We start from the raw sequence: 19,401 nt of genomic DNA, 5'->3' as shown, positions 1-19,401 counted from the left end.
CGTCCCCCTTTCCGCCCACCCCACCGCACGGGCGGCACGCGTGCGAAGGAGCTCGCGATGAGTGACATGATCACCGCGGACCTGGTCGACCTCGACCTGTCCGCCGACACCAAGGAAGCAGCGGCGCGCGCCCTCGCGGCACGCATGGTGGCCCTGGGCCGGGTGACCGACCTGGAGGGCTTCCTCGCCGACGTCGCGGCCCGCGAGGCCCAGATGCCGACCGGCCTCGACGGAGGCATCGGCATCCCGCACTGCCGCAGCGAGCACGTCACCGAGCCGACGCTCGCCTTCGGACGCAGCACCGCCGGGATCGACTTCGGCGCGGCGGACGGCCCCGCCGACCTGGTCTTCCTCATCGCCGCGCCGGCCGGTGCCGACGACGCCCATCTGACGATCCTGTCGTCGCTGGCCCGGCAGCTGATGAACGCCGAGTTCACCGACGCGCTCCGGTCGGTGGACGACGCGTCGGCCGCGGCGGCGCTCATCCGCGGGGACGAGCCGCCCACGGCCGGCGGGGACACCGCCGCGGACGCGGCGGAGGCACCCGTGCCGGCCGCAGCCGACTCCGGCCCCGCAGCCGGCTCCGGCCCCGCAGCCGGCTCCGGTCCCGCATCCGGCTCCGGCTCCGTGGACTCCGCGGCGGCACCGGCGGCGGCCTCCGCCGGTGCCGCCCCGGGCACCGACGCCGTCGGCACCGGGACCGGCGCGGACCGTCCGTTCCGGATCGTCGCCGTCACCTCCTGCCCCACCGGCATCGCCCACACCTACATGGCGGCCGAGTCGCTGGAGAACGCCGGGCGGGAGGCGGGCGTCGAGGTCGCCGTCGAGACGCAGGGCTCGGCCGGGTTCACCCGGCTCGACCCGGCCGTGATCGCGGCGGCGGACGGTGTGATCTTCGCCCACGACGTGCCGGTGCGGGAGAAGGACCGCTTCGCGGGCAAGCCGACCGTCGACACCGGCGTCAAGGCGGCCATCAACCGGCCCGCCGACCTGATCGCCGAGGTCCGCGGCAAGGCCGAGCGCGGCGAGGTCACCGCGGCCGCCGGGCCCGGCACGGCCGACGGCCCCGGCGGCACGCCCGTGGAGCGCGCCGGCGCGTCCGGCGAGGGCTACGGCACCAAGCTGCGCACCTGGCTCATGTCCGGCGTCAGCTACATGGTCCCGTTCGTCGCGGCGGGCGGTCTCCTCATCGCCCTCGGCTTCGCGATCGGCGGGTACGAGATCAACGAGGCGCCGTCGGTCATGGACCACTTCGCGTGGACCCAGGCCGCGAGCTGGGGCGCCCTGCTCTTCCAGATCGGCGGCGTCGCCTTCGGCTTCCTCGTCCCGGTCCTGGCCGGCTACATCGCCTACGGCATGGCCGACCGGCCCGGCCTGGTGCCCGGCTTCGTCGGCGGCGCGATATCGCTCACCATCAACGCCGGCTTCCTCGGCGGCCTCGCGGCCGGTCTGATCGCCGGTGGCGTGGTGATGGCGATCCAGAAGGCGCGGATCCCGGCGGCGCTGCGCGGCATCATGCCGGTGGTGGTGATCCCGCTGATCTCCTCGGCGGTCGTCGGCTTCCTGATGTTCGTGGTCATCGGCAAGCCCATCGCCGAGGCGCAGCAGGCCATGACCGACTGGCTGAACGGCCTCACCGGCACCAACGCCGTCCTGCTCGGCGGCCTGCTCGGCCTGATGATGTGCTTCGACCTCGGCGGCCCGGTCAACAAGGTCGCGTACACCTTCGCCACGGCCGGCATCGCCGTCGCGAGCCCCGGCGACTCCGCCATGAAGATCATGGCCGCGGTGATGGCGGCCGGCATGGTCCCGCCGCTGGCGATGGCCCTGGCCACCACGGTCCGCGGCAAGCTCTTCAACCGGACCGAGCGGGAGAACGGCAAGGCCGCCTGGGTGCTGGGCGCCTCCTTCATCTCCGAGGGCGCGATCCCGTTCGCCGCCGCCGACCCGCTGCGCGTGATCCCCGCCTCGATGGCGGGCGGCGCGGTCACCGGTGCCCTGTCCATGGCCTTCGGCGCCACGCTGCGCGCCCCGCACGGCGGCATCTTCGTGGTCCCGCTGATCGGCAACCCGCTCCTCTACCTCGTCGCCATCGCCGCGGGCGTCTGCGTCACGGCGGCCCTGGTGATCATCCTGAAGGGCCTGCGTAAGCCAGCCCCGGGAGCGGACGCGACCGGCCCCGACGGCGCGCCGGCCCCGACGGCGCGGGAGGAGCAGCCGGTGGCCGCGTGACGCACCCGGGCGGGGCGCCCGCGGGACACCGGCGCCTTGTTCCTTATGGGTGATGTGGGCCATTCATGCCTACTGCGAGATAGATCACTCTTCTCACGGTCCGGGGTCTACGGCCCCGGACCGTGGTGTGTACTGGGGCGCATGTCTGAGCACGACGCGATCTTGAGGGTGACGGGCGCCGCCGCCCTCACCCTGGTGGCCGTGGCCTGCACGGCGGGCCTGGCGGAGGCGCTGCGGCGCGGACGCGGGCGCAGGACGCGGGAGCGCGAGCACGCCGAGGCCGTCCGGCGGCACGGGCACCACGGAAGCACACCGGTGCCGGCGGTCCCGGTGATACCGAGGCAGCGGCGGACGGGCCCGCACGCGGAGGCGGTGCGGCTCACCCCGGCGGAGCGCGACGCGTTCGCGGGGCTGGTGCGGCGCTTCGGTGAGGGCGACTGAGCGCCGTCGGCGGTTGAGCGTCACCGGCGGGTGAGCGTCACCGGTGGTGGCGGTGGTGGGGGCCGCCGGCGGCTGGGGATCGCCGGCGGGTGCGGCCGGGTCTCAGGGGACCTGCGCCGCCCGGCGCTCCATCGCCTCCCGGGCCGCGTCCTCGGTGACGTACACCTCGCACATGTGCCGTCCGTCGGGCGTGGCCGTGTGCTCGACCTCCCACAGGGAGACCTCCCTGCCGTCACGCAGCAGGAACGCGTGCTCGTAGAGGGAGAAGCACAGTGCGGGGCGCCCCGCCCGGGACGGGCGGCCGAAGGCCTGCGTGATCTGGTACGCGAACGCGGTGGACAGCAGCCGGGCCGTCTCCGGGCCCGGCCGGTCGGTGTTCTCCGCGCGCCGCAGTAAACGGCGCGCGTGATCCGCCGAGTCGTCGGGGACGTACGCGTGCCGGGGCGCGGGCACCGGGGGGAGCTGCACCGTCACCGGCAGCTCGAAGTCCGAGGCGTCCGGCGGCATCGGCAGCCGGGAGGTGGCGACGCGCAGCTCCTCCTCGTCCGCGTACAGCTCGTGCTGCGGCTCGCTGCCCGGCGCGGTGTTGTGGACGAGCTCCCAGAGCGTGAGCGCACAGCCGTCGGCGAGCAGCCAGGTGTGCCGGTACGTCTCCCGGTGCAGGCCCGCGCTGTGGTGCGCGGAGTGCAGCGAACCGTCGTACGCCAGCGCGCAGTCCAGCCGTCGTATCGCCTCGTCCGGCAGCTCGAAGGAGTTCAGGGCGCGGCCGAGGAGCCGCGCGAGGTGCTCCTCGGGAGACTGGGACTCGGGCGAGTCGGGTGGTTCGCACGCTGCCGTCTCGTACGGAACGCTCAAGGCTTCTCCCGGCGTTGCTGCATGTCACCTTGTGGGTGCATACCGTAGCCCCTCGGTCGGACATCGTGTCCGGGAACCGAGAAAACGTACGGTGGCAAAACGAGCGGGCCGCGTGAAAGATTCCCGCGCGGCCCGCCGCGGACCCCAAGAGCTCCGCCCGCCCGCCCGCGCGCCGGCGCCCCGGCTCAGGCGGCGCCGCCCGCCGTCCACCGACTCCAGTCCATGTTCCAGCCGTTGAGGCCGTTGTCCGGCGCGACCGTGGTGTCGGGGGAGTTCTTCACGATCACCACGTCCCCGACCAGGGAGTTGTCGTAGAACCACTTGCCGGGGGTGTCGCCCCGGGCCCCCCGGGCGTCCTGCAGGCCGATGCAGCCGTGGCTGGTGCCCTGCCGGCCGAAGGGCGGATTGCCCTTGTCGTACCAGTAGTTGCCGTGGATGAAGGTGCCGCTCCGGGTCAGCCGCATCGCGTGCGGCACGTCCGGGATGTCGTACTCGGAGCCCAGGCCGACCGTCTGACTGTTCATCCGGGTCTCGGTGAACTTCTCTGAGATCACCATCTGCCCGTTGTACGTGGTGTGCCGCGCGTCGCCCGCCGAGATCGGGACGGACCTGACCGTCTTCCCGTCCCGCACGACCGTCATGGTCTGGGTGCCGGCGTCGACCGTGGAGACCTGCGAACGCCCGACGGTGAAGGTGACCGTCTTCCGCTGCACCCCGTGGACGCCGTCCGCGCCCTCGACGCCGTCCAGGTCGATCCTCATCGTGACCTTCGAGCCGGCCTTCCAGTACTCCCGGGGCCGGAAGTCCAGCCGCTGCGAGCCGAACCAGTGCCCGGCCACCTCCTGCCCGCTGCTGGAGGTGACGGTGATGTGGGACTGCACGGCCTTCTTGTCGGTGATGGCCTTGTCGAAGGTGAACGACACCGGCATGCCCACCCCGACCGTGGTGCCGCCGTCCGGGGTGTAGGTGCCGATGAAGCTGTTCGCCGGAGTGACGGTGGTGAAGACGGAGTCGGCCGCCGCGGTGCGGCCGTCGCCGTCCTCGGCGGTCGCCGCTATCCGGTACTTCGTCCCGCGCTCCAGCTGTTCCTCGGGCTTCCAGGCGCGCCCGTCGGCGGAGACCGAACCCGGCACCGCCTGCCCGGTCTCCGCCACCGTCATCCGCACCCCGGTCAGCCGGCCGCCGCTGACCTTCACCCCCGTGCTGTTGATGGACGCGCCGGTCGAACCGTCCTTCGCCGAGATGGTTATCCTCGCGACGGACGTCCTGGCGGAGTCCCCGCCGCCCTTGCCGTCGTTCCCGCCCCCGGTGTCCGTGCCGCCGCTGCACGCGGTGAGGGCGAGGGCGCCGGCCACCAGGGCGGCACAGGCCGCCAGTGCGCGCCGAGGTGCGATGTCCGGCCTTGTCACGGGCTGCTCCATGTTCATGTGATGTCGGGTGATCCGCTCGCTTACGGGAAGGAAGAGGGGGCCGGCGGCCGCCCGGGTTCCCGCCGCCCCCCGCGAGCGGCCCACCGTGACAGAACCGGGACACTCGCCCGCCCGGAACGGACCGCCGGGGCGCGCCCGCCGCGCCCGGCCCGTCACCCGTCGCCGTACAGCTCCCCGTACGACGGCCACGCCCCGCCCGGGCCGTCCACCGACCCGGCGGCGCGCACCGCCCGTACGATCGCGCGGGTCACCAGGTCCGCGCCCGCCGCGAGGACGTCGTTCAGGGCGAGGGGGTCCGCCGCGTCGAGCGGGCGCTCTGCCGTGGCGAGGGCGAAGACCGTGTCGCCGTCGTTGAGCAGGTGCACCGGGCGCACGGCCCGCGCGATGCCGTCGTGCGCGGTGCCGGCCAGCTTCTGCGCCTGGGCCCTGGACAGGTCCGCGTCGGTCGCGACCACCGCGAGCGTGGTGTTGAGCGGGGGAGGCGCGTTCCGCCCGGACAGCTCCGCGAGCCGCCGCAGCGCGGCCTCGTGCACCCGTGCCTCCGGGGGACGCACCCGGCCCCGGAACAACTCCCCGTACAGCACCCCCGTTTCCGGATCCACCGCCGACCCCGCCGCGTTGGCCACCACCAGCGCGGCCACGGTGATCCCGGACCCCAGCACCGTGCTCGCGGTGCCGACCCCGCCCTTCACCGGTCCGACCGTGGCCCCCGTACCGGCGCCCACGCACCCCTGCGCCACCCGCGCCCCCGGTCCGCTCACCGCCGCCGCCTCGACGGCCGCCCGGCCGGTGGCCGCGTCCGGCCGGGCCCGGAAGTCGCCGCCCCGGCCCAGGTCGAAGACGCAGGCGGCCGGCACGACCGGCACCACGTGCGCGGGATCCGGTCCGACGCGGACCCCGCGCCCCCGCTCCTCCAGCCAGGCCATCACCCCGGACGCCGCGTCGAGTCCGTAGGCGCTGCCCCCGGTCAGCACGATCGCCTCGACCTTCTGCACGAGGTTGCGGGGATCCAGCGCGTCGGTCTCCTTCGTGCCGGGACCGCCGCCGCGCACGTCCACCGCGGCCACCGCCCCGCCCTCCGGCGCGAGCACGACCGTGGTGCCGGTGAGCCGGCCGCCGCCGGCGAGCGTCGCGTGCCCCACCCGCAGGCCGGCCACATCCGTCAGAGCGTCACGTGTCATGGCGCCAGTGTCGCCCGGCCGCCGCTCCGGTCCCGTGCGCCCGGCCGCCGGGAGAACCGGACGGGGACCGATGAGTTTCCCCGTGCCGTGCGGTCAGCCAGTGGTGAATGATGTGCCACAGCCGCGGGACCGGTCGCGGCGGGCACCGGACGGGCCGGTCGGCAGCCGGCCGCGCGACCCTGGGGAGACCTCGCATGCGCACTCTGATCAGCACCGCCTTCGTCTCGCTCGACGGCGTCGTGGAGGCCCCGGGCGGTGAACCCGGCTACCGCAACTCCGGATGGACGTTCAAGGACGTGGAGTTCCTCCCGGAGGCGTACGAGATCAAGGACCGGGAGCAGCGGGAAGCCGCCGCGCTGCTGCTGGGCCGCGTCAGTTACGAGGCGTTCAGCCCGGTCTGGCCGGGCATGGAGGAGTTCGCCGGCTACAAGGCGATGCCGAAGTACGTCGTGTCGACCACCCTCACCGAGGACGCCCTGGTCCCCGACTGGGGCGAGACCACGATCCTGCGCTCGCTCGACGAGGTGGCGGAGCTGAAGGAGACCGAGGGCGGTCCGATCATCGTCCACGGCAGCGCCGGCCTCAACCGGAGCCTCTCGGACGCCGGCCTGATCGACCGTTACCACCTGCTCGTCTTCCCGCTCCTGCTCGGCGCGGGCAAGCGCCTGTTCAGCGACACGGACAAGGACGCCCAGAAGCTGAGGCTCGTCGAGCACGAGGCGTACGCCAACGGCATCCAGAAGAACGTCTTCGACGTCGTCCGCTGACGGGACTCCGGCCCCGCTCCGCCCGGCCGCGGGCGGGCGCGACCGCACCCGCGGGGCCGCCCGGCCCGACGGCGGCCCGGTCCGCGCCGGGCCGCCCGGCCGGCGGGGCGCCGTACCCTGGACGCATGAGCACCGCCCCCGATCCCCGGCCGCGCGAGCCGAAGCCCGCGCTGGTCTTCGACGACCCGCTGGACCAGCAGTCCTCGGACGACACCGACCGCGGGTGGGGCGAGCGCCCGTCCGGTGGCGGCGCGGCCGACCTGAAGCGCTTCCTCGACGAGAAGCCGCCCCACCACATCTGACCCGCCGCGGCGGGGCCCAGGGCCTTTCGTTGGGATCGGGCACCGCTCCCTGATCCGGCCCGACCCAGACGAAAGGCCTTAGCGCCCGTCGTGGCCGGAGCCGCGCTGCGAGACGAGGGCGTCGCGGATCTCCTTGAGCACCTCCAGCTCGGACACCTCCATGACCTCCCGCGTGCCCTCCTTCGCCTTCCTGCGGGCCTCCAGCCGGGCCAGGTACTTGGCCATCGGCAGCACCATCAGGAAGTAGACGACCGCCGCGGTGATCAGGAACTGCAGCGTCGACCCGAGGACGGACCCCCACAGGATCCGCACGCCCGTCGCGGCGTCGCCGGTGCCCTCGCAGGGGCCCTTCAGGCACGAGCTGTAGCTGTCCAGGTTCTGGGTGCCGAACGCGCCGACCAGCGGATTGATCACGCCCTTCACGACCGAGTTGACGATGTTGGTGAAGGCCGCGCCGATCACCACCGCCACGGCCAGGTCGACGACGTTCCCGCGCATCAGGAAGGCCTTGAAGCCCTGCCAGACGCCGGATTCCCTCTTCTCGCTCACCCCGGGTCCCCCTCTCGTGCGCGCAGCGCGCGGAACAAAACGCTCCGCAACATACGCCAGGGCCGGACCGGCCTGTCCCATCGGGTGGCCGGCGGGAGGCGCCGGACCCACGGGCGCGGTCCGGGAGGACACGGTTCACCACAGGGTCACCGCCAGCCGTGCCGTGGCGCTCGCGCCGACCAGTCCGGCCGCGGCGGAGCGCGGCACCGACAGCACCACCAGCGCCCCGCCGTCGTCCGCGCCCTCCAGCGGTTCCGGCACGTCGGTCACCCGTGCCCCGCGCGCGACCACGCGGGCCGCCGGGCCCGGCGCCGCCTCCTCGGCGGCGATCACGTCCACCCGGTCGCCCGGCCGCAGCAGCCGCACCGTGGCGGCGTCGGCGATCCGCACCGGTGCGGTGACCGTCTCCCCGGCCCGCCGGGGCCGTACCGGGCGGTCTCCGGCGGTGGCCGCGTCCGCGCGGGCGGACGCGGCCGCGCCGGGATGCCCGCGGGACCGGTCGGTGTCCCGCGGGCCCGCGGCCACGAGTGCCGCCGCCGTGACCGCGAGGCCGACCGCCACGGCCCGCCTCCGGTGCCGGGCGAGCCGGCCCGGGTGCAGCAGGCCCTCGCGCACCCGCACCGGGGCGAAGTGCGGCACCTCGCAGCGGGGAGGCACGTCGGCGCCGGGCGGACGCGGCACCCCGGGAGAGGCGGGGAACGGGGAGGCCGGGCGCGAGGAAGAGGAGGAGGAAGGGGAGAAGGGGGAGGACGGGGACGGACGGAGGGACACGGGACCACCACCTGCGACGAGGGACCGGCTTGCGACCTCCACGATGAGGCTCCGCGCCCCGCCCCGCCCGGCCCTGTGGACGCGCCACCGGCCTGTGGACATCCCCCTCACCCGAAGGAGACGATCCGCCCGCCGGACCGGGAGGATCCGCCCGCCGCACCGTCCCGGCGGCACCGCCCTCCGCCTTCCGTCCTCCGCCCTACGGCAGCGTGAACCCCGGGTTCATCCCGCCCAGCGCCGACGCGCACGGGCAGTCCCGCTCGTCCGTCGCCGGCAGCGCGGCCACCGCGTCGAAGAGCACGCCCCGCAGCCGGTCCACGTTGGCGGCGAACACCCGCAGGACCTCCTCGTGGGAGACGCCCTCCCCGGTCTCGACGCCGGCGTCGAGGTCGGTGACCAGGGTCAGGGAGGTGTAGCAGAGCTCCAGCTCACGGGCGAGCGCCGCCTCGGGGTGTCCGGTCATGCCCACCACCGACCAGCCCTGCGCCCGGTGCCACAGCGATTCGGCGCGGGTGGAGAAGCGCGGCCCCTCCACCACGACCAGCGTGCCGCCGTCCACCGGTTCCCAGTGCCGGCCGCGCGCCGCCTTCAGCGCGACCGCGCGCCCCGTGGGGCAGTAGGGGTCGGCCAGGGACACGTGGACCACGTTCGGCACCGTGCCGTCGGGCAGCGGCAGGCCGTCGAAGTACGTGGTCGTCCGGGACTTCGTGCGGTCCACGAACTGGTCCGGCACCAGCAGCGTGCCCGGCCCGTACTCGGGGCGCAGGCCGCCCACCGCGCACGGCCCGAGCACCTGGCGCACCCCGACGGACCGGAGGGCCCACAGGTTGGCCCGGTAGTTGATCCGGTGCGGCGGCAGGTGGTGGCCGCGCCCGTGCCGGGGGAGGAAGGCGACCCGGCGGCCGGCCACCTCGCCGAGGAAGAGGGAGTCGCTGGGGGCCCCGTACGGGGTGTCCACCCGGATCTCGGTCACGTCGTCGAGGAAGGAGTAGAAGCCGGAGCCGCCGATCACGCCGATGCCGGCCGTCGCCACGTTCGCCATGTTCGCCATGTCCCGCACCCTAGCCGGACGGGGAAGCGCCGAGGACCCCGTCGTCGTACGACGACGGGGTCCCGTGAGGAAGCGGTCCTACGCGGCGGTGGTGGCGCTGGAGCTGCTGGAGCCGGCCGAGGCGCTCGAGCCCGAGCCGGAGTCCGAGGAGGAGGACGCCGAGGAGGACGAGGAGTCCGACGACTTCGACGACGCCGGGGAGCTGCTCGACGAGGAGCCGCGGCTGTCGTTGCGGTAGAAGCCGGAGCCCTTGAAGACGATGCCGACCGCCGAGAAGACCTTCTTCAGGCGACCTTTGCAGCTGGGGCACTCGGTCAGGGCGTCGTCGGTGAACTTCTGCACCGCCTCGAGGCCCTCGCCGCACTCGGTGCACTGGTACTGGTAGGTGGGCACTGTCTTCCTCCTGGCACTCTCACTCGATGAGTGCTAACGACGGTCCATACTGACCTATTCCCAGCGTTCAGTCCACTGGAGTGGTGGCGCGGTGACCCACGCCACGCGCGACCGCGCGCTCGCGCGGGGGCGGCACCAGCCGCGACCGCAGCGCCAGCAGCGTCACCAGGGCGAGCACCGTGCCGCCCATCGGCACCAGGAAGCCGGCGCCGCCCCAGAGGCGGTCCTCCAGCTGTCCGGCGAGGGTGACGCCGGCGGCCTGGCCGAGCGCGACCGCGCCGGTCAGCCAGGTGAAGGCCTCGGTGCGGGCGCCGGTCGGGACCAGGTCCTCCACCAGCGTGTAGCCGGTGATCAGGGTCGGTGCGATGGACATGCCGACCAGGAGGCCGAGCCCGGCCAGCAGCAGTGCCGACTGGGAGGTCCACAGGGCCGAGGCGGTCAGGGCGAGCGCCGCGTACCCGACGACCAGGCGCCGCTGCGGGGCGGCCTTCCAGGCGATGGCCCCGCAGGCGATGCCGGAGAGCATGTTGCCCGCGGCGAAGACGCCGTACAGGACGCCGTTCAGACCGGGCTCGCCGATCGACTCGGTGAAGGCGGCCAGGGAGACCTGCATGCCGCCGAAGACGGAACCGATGCCCAGGAAGGCCACGATCAGCACGCGCACCCCGGGGACGCGCAGCGCGGAGGCGTGCTCCACGCGCGCGTGCCCGTCGGCGGCGGTCTTCGGCTGGGTGCCCCGCTGGGCGGCGAACAGCAGACCGCCGACCAGGGTCAGCGCGGCCTCGGTGACGAGGCCCGCGGCCGGGTCGACGGCCGTGCACAGGGCCGTGGCCAGCAGTGGCCCGACGACGAAGGTGAACTCGTCGGTGACGGACTCGAAGGCCGCCGCCGTGGTCATCAGGGGGGAGTCCTTGAGCTTCGCGCCCCAGCGGGCGCGCACCATGGGCCCGACCTGCGGCACCGAGGCGCCGGTGGGCACGGCGGCGGCGAACAGCGCCCACAGGGGGGCGCCGTTCAGGGCCAGCGCGGTCAGGGTCAGCCCGGACAGGGCGTGCACCAGGACACCGGGCACGAGGACCGCACGCTGCCCGTGGCGGTCGGCCAGGCGGCCGCTGTAGGGGGCGAACAGCGCCATGGAGATGCCGGTGACGGCCGCGACGGCGCCGGCCGCACCGTAGGAGCCGGTGGTGTGCTGCACCAGCAGCACGATGGACAGGGTGAGCATCGCGAACGGCTGGCGTGCCGCGAAGCCGGGGAGCAGGAAGGTCCAGACGCCGCGCGTGCGCAGCAACTGTCCGTATCCCGGGCGGGAGGTGGCCGCCGAGTCCTTCGACGTGGTGACCGTGGATGCCACGGCCCGTGCCTTTCCGCCGCCTGGTAGCGCGGCCCGCGGGTGGGGCGGGCGCGCCGAGAGCTGTCCTCTTGCGCTGACTGCGGTAGATGCCGGTGCCACAGCTCAGGGCGTCCCGGCCGCCATACGGTCGCGCCAGCTCTGCATCAGGCAGAGTTGGTTCGATCAGGTCATCTGGGTGTCGTCTGCATCGTACAGGGACCGGGTCCCGCGTGCCTGTGAAGACGAGCACCCGGGGCGCGTGCGCCGGTGAAGGGGAGGGAGGGCGGCCGAGCCCGGGAACCGGCCGGTTCAGGGCCCCACCGGTGCGCCGCCGATGCCCAGCCAGCCGGCCAGCTTGCCGCCGCGGCCCACCGCGCGCAGGCGCCGTTCGGCGGCGTCCCGCACCGGGTCGGTGGCGACGACGAGCAGTTCGTCCCCGTGCCGCAGCACCGTCGTGGGCAGCGGGACGAAGGACTCCCCGCCGCGCACGACGAGGGTGACGGCGGCCCCGGTGGGCAGCCGCAGCTCGGCGACCTCCACACCGTGCATCCTCGAGCCGTCCGGGACGACCACCGACAGCAGGTGCCCGCGCAGCCGCTCCAGGGGCGCCGACTCTATGCCGAGGTCGGCGGCCCCGGCCTCCCCGCCCAGGCGCAGCCTGCGGGCCAGCCAGGGCAGCGTCGGGCCCTGGAGGAGGGTGTAGACGACGACCAGGACGAAGACGATGTTGAAGATCCGCTCGCTCCCCGCGACGCCCTGCACCATCGGGATCGTCGCCAGGATGATGGGCACGGCGCCGCGCAGCCCCGCCCACGACATCAGCGCCTGCTCCTGCCAGGGCACCCGGAACGGCGACAGGCACAGCACGACGCTCAGCGGGCGGGCCACCATGGTGAGCACCAGTCCGATGACCAGCGCCGGCACGATGTCGTCCCCCAGTTCGTGCGGGGTGACCAGCAGGCCGAGCAGGACGAACATGCCGATCTGGGCGAGCCAGCCGAGCCCTTCGGCGAAGCCGCGCGTGGCGGGCCAGTGCGGCAGCCTGGCGTTGCCCAGCACCATGGAGGCGAGGTAGACGGCGAGGAAGCCGCTGCCGTGGGCGAGGGCGCCGGCCGCGTAGGCGGCGACGGCGATGGCCATGACGGCGATCGGGTAGAGGCCGGAGGCGGGCAGCGCCACGTGCCGCAGGCCCCAGGCGCCCAGCCAGCCCACCGCGAGTCCGACGGCGGCACCGATGGCCAGCTCCAGGGCTATCTCGCCGATCAGCACGTACCAGTGCTCGACCGGACCGGTCGCGGAGAAGGCGACGACCAGGATGACGACGGGGGCGTCGTTGAAGCCGGACTCGGCCTCCAGCGTGCCCGTCACCCGTGAGGGGAGGGGGATCTTCCGCAGCACCGAGAACACGGCCGCCGCGTCGGTCGAGGACACCACCGCGCCGATGATGAGCGCCTGCCGCCACTCCAGCCCGATCAGGAAGTGCGCGGCCGTCGCCGTGACCCCGACGCTGACCGCGACACCGGCCAGCGCGAGCGCGGCGGCGGCGGACAGGGCCGGTCTGACCTCGGTCCACTTGGTGCCCAGGCCGCCCTCGGCCAGGATCACGACCAGGGCCGCGTATCCGATGACCTGGGTCAGCTCGGCGTTGTCGAAGTGGACGTGGCCGATGCCGTCCTGGCCGATGGCGACGCCGATGCCCAGGTAGACGAGCAGGCTGGGGAGCCCGCTGCGCGAGGAGACCCGGACCGCCACGACCGCGACGAGCAGGACGATCGAGCAGATGAGCAGGAGCTGGTTGAGGTGGTGGACTGTCAGCGGCCGTTCCCTTCCCCGACCCACGCGCGGCGGCGCCTGAGTACACGTACATCGCGTGCGATCCACCGCTGCGGCGGCAAACTACTTCGTTACCTTACCTAACTCTTGACGCGTTCTTGACGTCAAGGGGGGCAGGATCGAACGTCCGTCCGGGCTGGTTCGCGACTCCGCGTCAAGGGCGGCGGGGCCCTGCGCCTATCGTTGCTCCAGCGCTCAGTTAAAAGCACAGCCTCGACCTGCCGCTCGCGTTAGGACAGCAAGGACAGCGATGCCCACCGACACCACCGCTCCCACGGGTCAGCAGGCCGGCACGTCCGGCAGGAAGAACAAGTCCGGCAGGAAAAAGGGGCGCAAGGTCCGCCTGGTCGTGCTCGTCCTGGTGCTGGCCCTGATCGGCGGCGTCGCCTACGGGGCGTACTGGTCCGTCAGCACCGTGCGCGCCTCCTTCCCGCAGACCACGGGCTCGATCACGCTGCAGGGCCTGTCGGGCCCCGTCGACGTCAAGCGCGACGGCCACGGCATCCCGCAGATCTACGCCGCCTCCGACGAGGACCTGTTCATGGCGCAGGGCTACGTCCAGGCGCAGGACCGGTTCTACGAGATGGACGTGCGCCGGCACATGACCGCCGGACGCCTGTCGGAGATGTTCGGCAAGGACCAGGTCGACAACGACGCGTTCCTGCGCACCCTCGGCTGGGACCGGGTCGCGGAGCAGGAGTACGAGAAGAAGCTCTCCCCCGCCACGAAGAAGTACCTCCAGGCGTACGCCAAGGGCGTCAACGCCTACCTGGAGGGCAAGGAGGGCAAGGAGATCTCCCTGGAGTACGCGGCGCTGGGCTTCGTCAACGACTACCGGCCCGAGCCGTGGACCCCGGTCGACTCGGTGGCCTGGCTGAAGGCGATGGCCTGGGACCTGCGCGGCAACATGCAGGACGAGATCGACCGCGCCCTGCTGACCAGCCGCCTCGACCAGAAGCAGATCGCCGACCTGTACCCGGCGTACCCGTACGACCGGAACAAGCCGGTGATCCGGGAGGGCTCGTACAACGAGTTCACCGGAACCTACGAGCAGGGCGAGGACACGGGCGGCACGGGCACCGGCACCGGCACGGGTGCAGGCACCGGCATAGGAACCGGCACGGGCACGGGCACCGGCACGGGTGCAGGCGCCGGCACCGGCATAGGAACCGGCACCGGGACGGGGACGGGCACGGGGACCGGCACCGGCGGGTCCGGCCCGGAGAGCCAGCTGGCCGGCCTCCAGCAGGTCCTGCAGGACCTGCCCACCGCCGTCGGCGTCAACGGCGACGGCATCGGCTCCAACTCCTGGGTGGTCTCCGGCAGGCACACCATCACCGGCGAACCGCTGCTCGCCAACGACCCGCACCTGTCGGCCTCGCTGCCGTCCGTCTGGTACCAGATGGGCCTGCACTGCCGCGAGGTCTCCGCCGAGTGCCGGTACGACGTCACCGGTTACACCTTCGCCGGCCTGCCCGGCGTCATCATCGGCCACAACCAGGACATCGCCTGGGGCCTGACCAACTCCGGCGTCGACGTCACCGACCTCTACCTGGAGAAGATCACCGGCGACGGCTACCAGTACGGCGACGAGGTGGTGCCGTTCAAGACGCGCGAGGAGGTCATCAAGGTCGCCGGCGGCTCCGCGCGGAGGATCGTCGTGCGGGAGACCGCCAACGGCCCCCTGCTCTCCGACCGCTCCGACGAACTCGTCAGGACCGGCAAGAAGGCCGCCGTCGACAGCGCCGCCCCCGACCGGGGCGACGGCTACGGCGTCTCGCTGCGCTGGACCGCGCTGGACCCGGGCCGCACCATGGACGCCGTCTTCGCGATCAACCGCGCGAAGGACTGGGACGACTTCCGCGAGGCGGCCACCCTGTTCGAGGTGCCCTCGCAGAACCTCGTCTACGCGGACACCGAGGGCAGCATCGGCTACACCCTGCCCGGCAGGATCCCCGTCCGCGCGGAGGGCCACGACGGCTCCCTCCCGGCGCCGGGCTGGGACCCCGACTCCCGCTGGACCGACTGGGTCGACCAGGACGCGCTGCCCTACGAGTTCAACCCGGAGCGCGGCTACATCGTCACCGCCAACCAGGCCGTCGTCGGCGAGGACTACCCCCACACGCTGACCACCGACTGGGGCTACGGCGCCCGCAGCCAGCGGATCGACGACCTGATCCAGTCGAAGATCAAGGACGGCGGCAAGATCTCCACCGACGACATGCGGCAGATGCAGCTCGACAACAGCAGCTCCATCGCCAAGCTGATCGTGCCCGAGCTGCTCAAGATCGACGTCGACGACCCGCACGTGCGCGAGGCGCAGAAGCTGCTGGAGGGCTGGGACTACACCCAGGACGCCGACTCGGCGGCCGCCGCCTACTTCAACTCCGTCTGGCGCAACATCCTCAAGCTCGCCTTCGGCAACAAGCTGCCCAAGGAGCTGCGGGTCAAGGGCCAGTGCCTGTGGGTCGACCCGGTCAACACCACCGGGCCCGCGGACGAGGCCGGCAAGGTCCGCGAGTGCGGCCGGCGCGACGCCGACCAGGCGCAGCCGGACGGCGGCGACCGCTGGTTCGAGGTGGTCCGCAGGCTGATGGACAAGGAGGACAGCGAGTGGTGGAAGACCCCCGAGAGGGGCACCCGCCCCGCCGCGGACAACCGTGACGAGCTGTTCAAGCGCGCCCTGATCGACGCCCGCTGGGAGCTGACCGCCGAGCTCGGCAAGGACATCGACAGCTGGAGCTGGGGCCGGCTGCACCGCCTGTTCCTGGAGAACCAGACGCTCGGCACCGAGGGCCCCGGAGTCCTGCGGTACGTCCTCAACCGCGGTCCGTGGGAGCTCGGCGGCGGCGAGGCGACGGTCAACGCGACCGGCTGGAACGCCGCCGGCGGCTACGGGGTCGTGTGGGTGCCGTCCATGCGGATGGTGGTCAACCTCGGCGACCTCGACAAGTCGCGGTGGATCAACCTCACCGGCGCCTCCGGGCACGCCTACAGCGCCCACTACGTCGACCAGACGGACAAGTGGGCCGAGGGCGAGCTGCTGGAGTGGCCGTTCACCGAGAAGGCGGTCGAGAAGAGCACCGCCGACACGCTGGTGCTCAAGCCCTGACCGGACCGGCCCGCACGGGGAAGGCGGCCGCCACGCGCGCGTGGCGGCCGCCTTCGCGTGTCACCGGACGCGGCCGCGCCGCCCGGCCCGGCCCCGCGGGGAAGGGCTCAGCCGAACCGCCGCACCCCCGACGGCGTCACCACCGCGTGCACCGGCCGGTCGTGCGGCTGCGCGGGAAGGCGCCCGACGACCTCGCGGTCGTACAGCAGCACCACCAGCGCCGGGTGCGCGCCCGCGCGCTCCAGCCGGGCGAGGACCCGGTCGTAGGAGCCCCCGCCGCGCCCCAGCCGCATCCCGCGCGCGTCGACGGCGAGGCCCGGCAGCAGGACGACGTCCGCCCCGGTCACGGCGTCTGGTCCGAGACGGTCCCCGGCCGGCTCGAGGAGCGCCATCCGCCCGCCGTGCCGGACGCGGACGAGGGAGTCCTCGCCGGTGTACACGCCCCAGTCCAGGTCGTTGTCGGGCAGCAGGGCGGGCAGCAGCACGCGGACGCCCCGCTCGCGCAGCGCGTCCAGCAGCGCGGGCGTGCCGGGCTCGCTTCCCACGGAGACGTACGCCGCCACCGTGCCCGCGTGCGCCAGTTCGGGCAGCCCGAGTGCCCGGCGGGCCAGCGCGGTCGCGGATTCCCGCAGGTCGACCGCCGTCAATGCGTTCCTCGCCCGGAGGACCTCCCGTCGCCGTACGCGCTTGCCGGGATCGTCCGCGCGTGCGTTGTGTTCCAAGATTGTCCCCGTACCGTTTCAATATGCTCATATGAGATTTAAGGGCCCGGAGCCAAGGATTCCCTCCAAGAACACCGGCTAGGGTGACCGGCATGATTCAGTCGCACCCTCGGATCAGCAAGGCTGTCATCCCCGCAGCAGGCCTCGGCACCCGGTTCCTGCCGGCCACCAAGGCCACCCCCAAGGAAATGCTGCCGGTCGTCGACAAGCCGGCGATCCAGTACGTGGTCGAGGAGGCGGTCGCCGCGGGCCTCGACGACGTCCTCATGGTGACGGGCCGCAACAAGCGCCCCCTGGAGGACCACTTCGACCGCAATTACGAGCTGGAATCCGCCCTGGAGAAGAAGGGCGACGCCGACCGGCTCGCCAAGGTGCAGGAATCCAGTGACCTGGCCACCATGCACTACGTCCGCCAGGGTGATCCCAAGGGCCTCGGCCACGCCGTCCTGTGCGCCGCGCCGCACGTCGGCGACGAACCCTTCGCCGTCCTCCTCGGCGACGACCTGATCGACCCGCGCGACCCCCTGCTCCGGCGGATGATCGAGGTCCAGGAGCGGCACGGCGGCAGCGTCGTCGCGCTCATGGAGGTGGCCCCCGAGCAGATCCACCTGTACGGGTCCGCCGCCGTCGAGGCCACCGAGGACTCCGACGTCGTCAGGGTCACCGGCCTGGTCGAGAAGCCCGCGGCCGAGGAGGCGCCCTCCCACTACGCCATCATCGGCCGCTACGTCCTCGACCCGGCCGTCTTCGACGTGCTGCGCAAGACCGAGCCGGGCCGCGGCGGCGAGATCCAGCTCACCGACGCCCTCCAGCAGCTCGCGGCGGACGAGCGGATCGGCGGCCCGGTGCACGGCGTCGTCTTCGAGGGCCGCCGCTATGACACCGGCGACCGCGGCGACTACCTGCGTGCCATCGTCCGGCTCGCGTGCGAACGTGAGGACCTGGGCCCGGACTTCCGGACCTGGCTCCGCCGTTACGTCACCGAGGAGATGCAGGAACGTTGAGCACCGCCGCGCCCCGCACCGCAGGCCCGGACCACCTCTGGTCGGTGGACGAGCACCTGGACGACATCCTCGCCACCGTCCGCCCCCTCGAACCCATCGAGCTGAACCTCCTCGACGCCCAGGGCTGCGTCCTGGTCGAGGACGTCACGGTGCCGGTGCCCCTGCCGCCGTTCGACAACAGCTCCATGGACGGGTACGCGGTGCGGGTCGCGGACATCGCGGGCGCGAGCGAGCGGTACCCGGCGGTCCTCGACGTCGTCGGGGACGTCGCGGCCGGCCAGGCCGACCTCCTCCACGTCGGCCCCGGCCAGGCGGTCCGCATCATGACCGGCGCCCCGCTCCCGCCGGGCGCCGAGACCGTCGTCCCCGTGGAGTGGACCGACGGCGGCCTCGGCGCGGGCCCGGCCACCGTGATGCCCGCCCACAGCCTCGCACCGGAGGGCGCCGCCGGGCAGGTGCACGTCCACCGTCCGGCCCCGGCGGGCGCGCACGTGCGCGCCCGGGGCAGCGACGTCGGGGCCGGCGACCGCGCCCTGGAGGCCGGCACCGTCCTCGGCCCGCCGCAGATCTCCCTGCTGGCCGCGATCGGCCGCGGCACGGTCCGGGTGCGCCCGCGCCCGCGCGTGGTCGTGCTCTCCACCGGCAGCGAACTCGTCCAGCCCGGCGAGGAACTGCGCCCCGGCCAGATCCACGACTCCAACAGCTTCGCCCTCACCGCCGCCGCCCGCGACGCCGGCGCCATCGCCTACCGGGTGGGCGCCGTCGCCGACGACGCGCAGACCCTGCGGGACACCATCGAGGACCAGTTGGTGCGCGCCGATCTGCTGGTCACCTCCGGCGGCGTGAGCGTCGGGGCGTACGACGTCGTCCGCGAGGCGCTGTCGTCCCTGGCGGACGCGGACGAGCCGGGCGGCGGCGTCGAGTTCCGCAGGCTCGCCATGCAGCCGGGCAAGCCCCAGGGCTTCGGCTCTATCGGCCCCGACCGCACCCCGCTGCTGGCCCTGCCCGGCAACCCGGTCTCCTCGTACGTCTCCTTCGAGCTGTTCGTCCGCCCCGCCATCCGCACCCTGATGGGCCTGGCGGACGTCCACCGGCCGAGGACCCGCGCGACGCTCGCCGCGGACGGGACGCTGACCTCGCCGAAGGGCCGCCGCCAGTTCCTGCGCGGCCGGTACGCGAACGGCACGGTGACCCCGGTGGGCGGCGCCGGATCCCACCTCGTGGCGGCCCTCGCCCGGGCCAACGCGCTGATCGTCGTCCCCGAGGACGTCGCCTCGCTCGCCCCGGGCACCGAGGCCGAGGTGATCCTGCTCGGCTGAGCCCCGCGGGGTGGCGGTACCGGGGGGGGGGGGGGGGGGGGGGGGGGGGGGAAGAAGGGGGGGGGGGGGGGGGAGGGAAAGGAGAGACGGAGAGGACACCTCAGGG

Annotated in this window: 17 protein-coding genes; 7 read left to right on the top strand and 10 right to left on the bottom strand. The window is 73.5% G+C overall.

The features are described 5' to 3' along the window. The first annotated feature begins 57 nt into the window (after positions 1 to 57). Both ACZ56B_RS03080 and ACZ56B_RS03075 read left to right on the top strand, forming a co-directional pair. Positions 58 to 2,232 (top strand): PTS fructose transporter subunit IIABC, encoded by a 2,175-nt coding sequence (locus ACZ56B_RS03080; protein ID WP_468785624.1) that lies wholly within the window; start codon positions 58 to 60, stop codon positions 2,230 to 2,232. A gap of 141 nt (positions 2,233 to 2,373) precedes the next feature. Continuing rightward, positions 2,374 to 2,673, top strand: a complete 300-nt coding sequence (locus ACZ56B_RS03075) for a hypothetical protein (protein WP_468785622.1) — start codon at positions 2,374 to 2,376, stop codon at positions 2,671 to 2,673. 102 nt (positions 2,674 to 2,775) lie between these two features. On the opposite strand, the gene ACZ56B_RS03070 is transcribed toward ACZ56B_RS03075, so the two are convergent. From ACZ56B_RS03070 to ACZ56B_RS03060, 3 genes are all read right to left on the bottom strand, one after another. Continuing rightward, complete coding sequence (locus ACZ56B_RS03070; protein ID WP_468785620.1) at positions 2,776 to 3,528, bottom strand: DUF6227 family protein; 753 nt, start codon at positions 3,526 to 3,528, stop codon at positions 2,776 to 2,778. Positions 3,529 to 3,713: 185 nt separating this feature from the next. Next, positions 3,714 to 4,937, bottom strand: coding sequence for a L,D-transpeptidase (locus ACZ56B_RS03065; protein WP_468785618.1), 1,224 nt, complete (start codon positions 4,935 to 4,937; stop codon positions 3,714 to 3,716). A 173-nt stretch (positions 4,938 to 5,110) separates the two neighbouring features. Then, positions 5,111 to 6,139 carry a P1 family peptidase gene (locus ACZ56B_RS03060; protein WP_468785616.1) on the bottom strand — a complete coding sequence of 343 codons (1,029 nt, stop codon included), beginning with the start codon at positions 6,137 to 6,139 and terminating at the stop codon, positions 5,111 to 5,113. 194 nt (positions 6,140 to 6,333) lie between these two features. On the opposite strand from ACZ56B_RS03060, the gene ACZ56B_RS03055 reads away from it, so the two are divergent. Together ACZ56B_RS03055 and ACZ56B_RS03050 are read left to right on the top strand one after the other, a co-directional pair. Further along, positions 6,334 to 6,906, top strand: coding sequence for a dihydrofolate reductase family protein (locus tag ACZ56B_RS03055; RefSeq protein WP_468785614.1), 573 nt, complete (start codon positions 6,334 to 6,336; stop codon positions 6,904 to 6,906). 125 nt (positions 6,907 to 7,031) lie between these two features. Then, positions 7,032 to 7,208 carry a hypothetical protein gene (locus tag ACZ56B_RS03050; protein WP_468785612.1) on the top strand — a complete coding sequence of 59 codons (177 nt, stop codon included), beginning with the start codon at positions 7,032 to 7,034 and terminating at the stop codon, positions 7,206 to 7,208. A 78-nt stretch (positions 7,209 to 7,286) separates the two neighbouring features. On the opposite strand, the gene mscL is transcribed toward ACZ56B_RS03050, so the two are convergent. From mscL to ACZ56B_RS03020, 6 genes are all read right to left on the bottom strand, one after another. Next, positions 7,287 to 7,757 (bottom strand): large conductance mechanosensitive channel protein MscL, encoded by a 471-nt coding sequence (mscL, locus tag ACZ56B_RS03045; RefSeq protein WP_468785610.1) that lies wholly within the window; start codon positions 7,755 to 7,757, stop codon positions 7,287 to 7,289. A 135-nt stretch (positions 7,758 to 7,892) separates the two neighbouring features. Continuing rightward, positions 7,893 to 8,438, bottom strand: coding sequence for a hypothetical protein (locus tag ACZ56B_RS03040; protein WP_468785608.1), 546 nt, complete (start codon positions 8,436 to 8,438; stop codon positions 7,893 to 7,895). Positions 8,439 to 8,727: 289 nt separating this feature from the next. Further along, positions 8,728 to 9,570, bottom strand: coding sequence for an S-methyl-5'-thioadenosine phosphorylase (locus ACZ56B_RS03035; protein WP_468785918.1), 843 nt, complete (start codon positions 9,568 to 9,570; stop codon positions 8,728 to 8,730). Positions 9,571 to 9,657: 87 nt separating this feature from the next. Next, a complete protein-coding gene (locus ACZ56B_RS03030; RefSeq protein ID WP_468785606.1) occupies positions 9,658 to 9,972 on the bottom strand; it encodes an FmdB family zinc ribbon protein in 315 nt (104 codons plus the stop codon). Between the two features lie 67 nt (positions 9,973 to 10,039). Further along, a complete protein-coding gene (locus ACZ56B_RS03025; RefSeq protein ID WP_468785604.1) occupies positions 10,040 to 11,326 on the bottom strand; it encodes an MFS transporter in 1,287 nt (428 codons plus the stop codon). Positions 11,327 to 11,614: 288 nt separating this feature from the next. Beyond that, positions 11,615 to 13,144: a potassium/proton antiporter gene (locus ACZ56B_RS03020; RefSeq protein ID WP_468785602.1), complete on the bottom strand. Its 1,530-nt coding sequence runs from the start codon at positions 13,142 to 13,144 to the stop codon at positions 11,615 to 11,617. A 244-nt stretch (positions 13,145 to 13,388) separates the two neighbouring features. Here ACZ56B_RS03020 and ACZ56B_RS03015 point away from each other — a divergent pair, with 244 nt between their 5' ends. Beyond that, on the top strand, positions 13,389 to 16,250 hold the full coding sequence (locus ACZ56B_RS03015) for a penicillin acylase family protein (RefSeq protein WP_468785600.1): 2,862 nt from the start codon (positions 13,389 to 13,391) through the stop codon (positions 16,248 to 16,250). Positions 16,251 to 16,357: 107 nt separating this feature from the next. Here ACZ56B_RS03015 and ACZ56B_RS03010 read toward each other — a convergent pair whose 3' ends face one another. After that, on the bottom strand, positions 16,358 to 16,972 hold the full coding sequence (locus ACZ56B_RS03010; protein WP_468785598.1) for a 5-formyltetrahydrofolate cyclo-ligase: 615 nt from the start codon (positions 16,970 to 16,972) through the stop codon (positions 16,358 to 16,360). A 92-nt stretch (positions 16,973 to 17,064) separates the two neighbouring features. Between ACZ56B_RS03010 and galU the strand changes: the two genes are divergently transcribed. Then, the gene (gene galU, locus ACZ56B_RS03005; protein WP_468785596.1) at positions 17,065 to 17,976 is read left to right on the top strand and encodes a UTP--glucose-1-phosphate uridylyltransferase GalU; all 912 of its coding nucleotides are present in this window, start codon (positions 17,065 to 17,067) and stop codon (positions 17,974 to 17,976) included. Then, entirely contained in the window at positions 17,973 to 19,295 is a 1,323-nt protein-coding gene (gene glp / locus ACZ56B_RS03000) for a molybdotransferase-like divisome protein Glp (protein WP_468785594.1), read from the top strand. The genes galU and glp overlap by 4 nt, the downstream gene beginning before the upstream one ends. Positions 19,296 to 19,401: the final 106 nt, after the last annotated feature.

The organism is Streptomyces sp. NPDC034670 (assembly GCF_055574875.1).
The sequence above is the reverse complement of the archived record's forward strand: the minus strand, read 5'-3'. Positions and strand labels throughout refer to the sequence as shown.

What these genes read in the sequence shown, in the direction of transcription:
- ACZ56B_RS03035 (WP_468785918.1), bottom strand. Translation starts at nt 9,570, where the DNA reads ATGGCGAACGTGGCGACGGCCGGCATCGGCGTGATCGGCGGCTCCGGC.
- galU (WP_468785596.1), top strand. Translation starts at nt 17,065, where the DNA reads ATGATTCAGTCGCACCCTCGGATCAGCAAGGCTGTCATCCCCGCAGCA.
- ACZ56B_RS03050 (WP_468785612.1), top strand. Translation starts at nt 7,032, where the DNA reads ATGAGCACCGCCCCCGATCCCCGGCCGCGCGAGCCGAAGCCCGCGCTG.
- ACZ56B_RS03060 (WP_468785616.1), bottom strand. Translation starts at nt 6,139, where the DNA reads ATGACACGTGACGCTCTGACGGATGTGGCCGGCCTGCGGGTGGGGCAC.
- ACZ56B_RS03015 (WP_468785600.1), top strand. Translation starts at nt 13,389, where the DNA reads ATGCCCACCGACACCACCGCTCCCACGGGTCAGCAGGCCGGCACGTCC.
- ACZ56B_RS03075 (WP_468785622.1), top strand. Translation starts at nt 2,374, where the DNA reads ATGTCTGAGCACGACGCGATCTTGAGGGTGACGGGCGCCGCCGCCCTC.
- ACZ56B_RS03080 (WP_468785624.1), top strand. Translation starts at nt 58, where the DNA reads ATGAGTGACATGATCACCGCGGACCTGGTCGACCTCGACCTGTCCGCC.
- ACZ56B_RS03055 (WP_468785614.1), top strand. Translation starts at nt 6,334, where the DNA reads ATGCGCACTCTGATCAGCACCGCCTTCGTCTCGCTCGACGGCGTCGTG.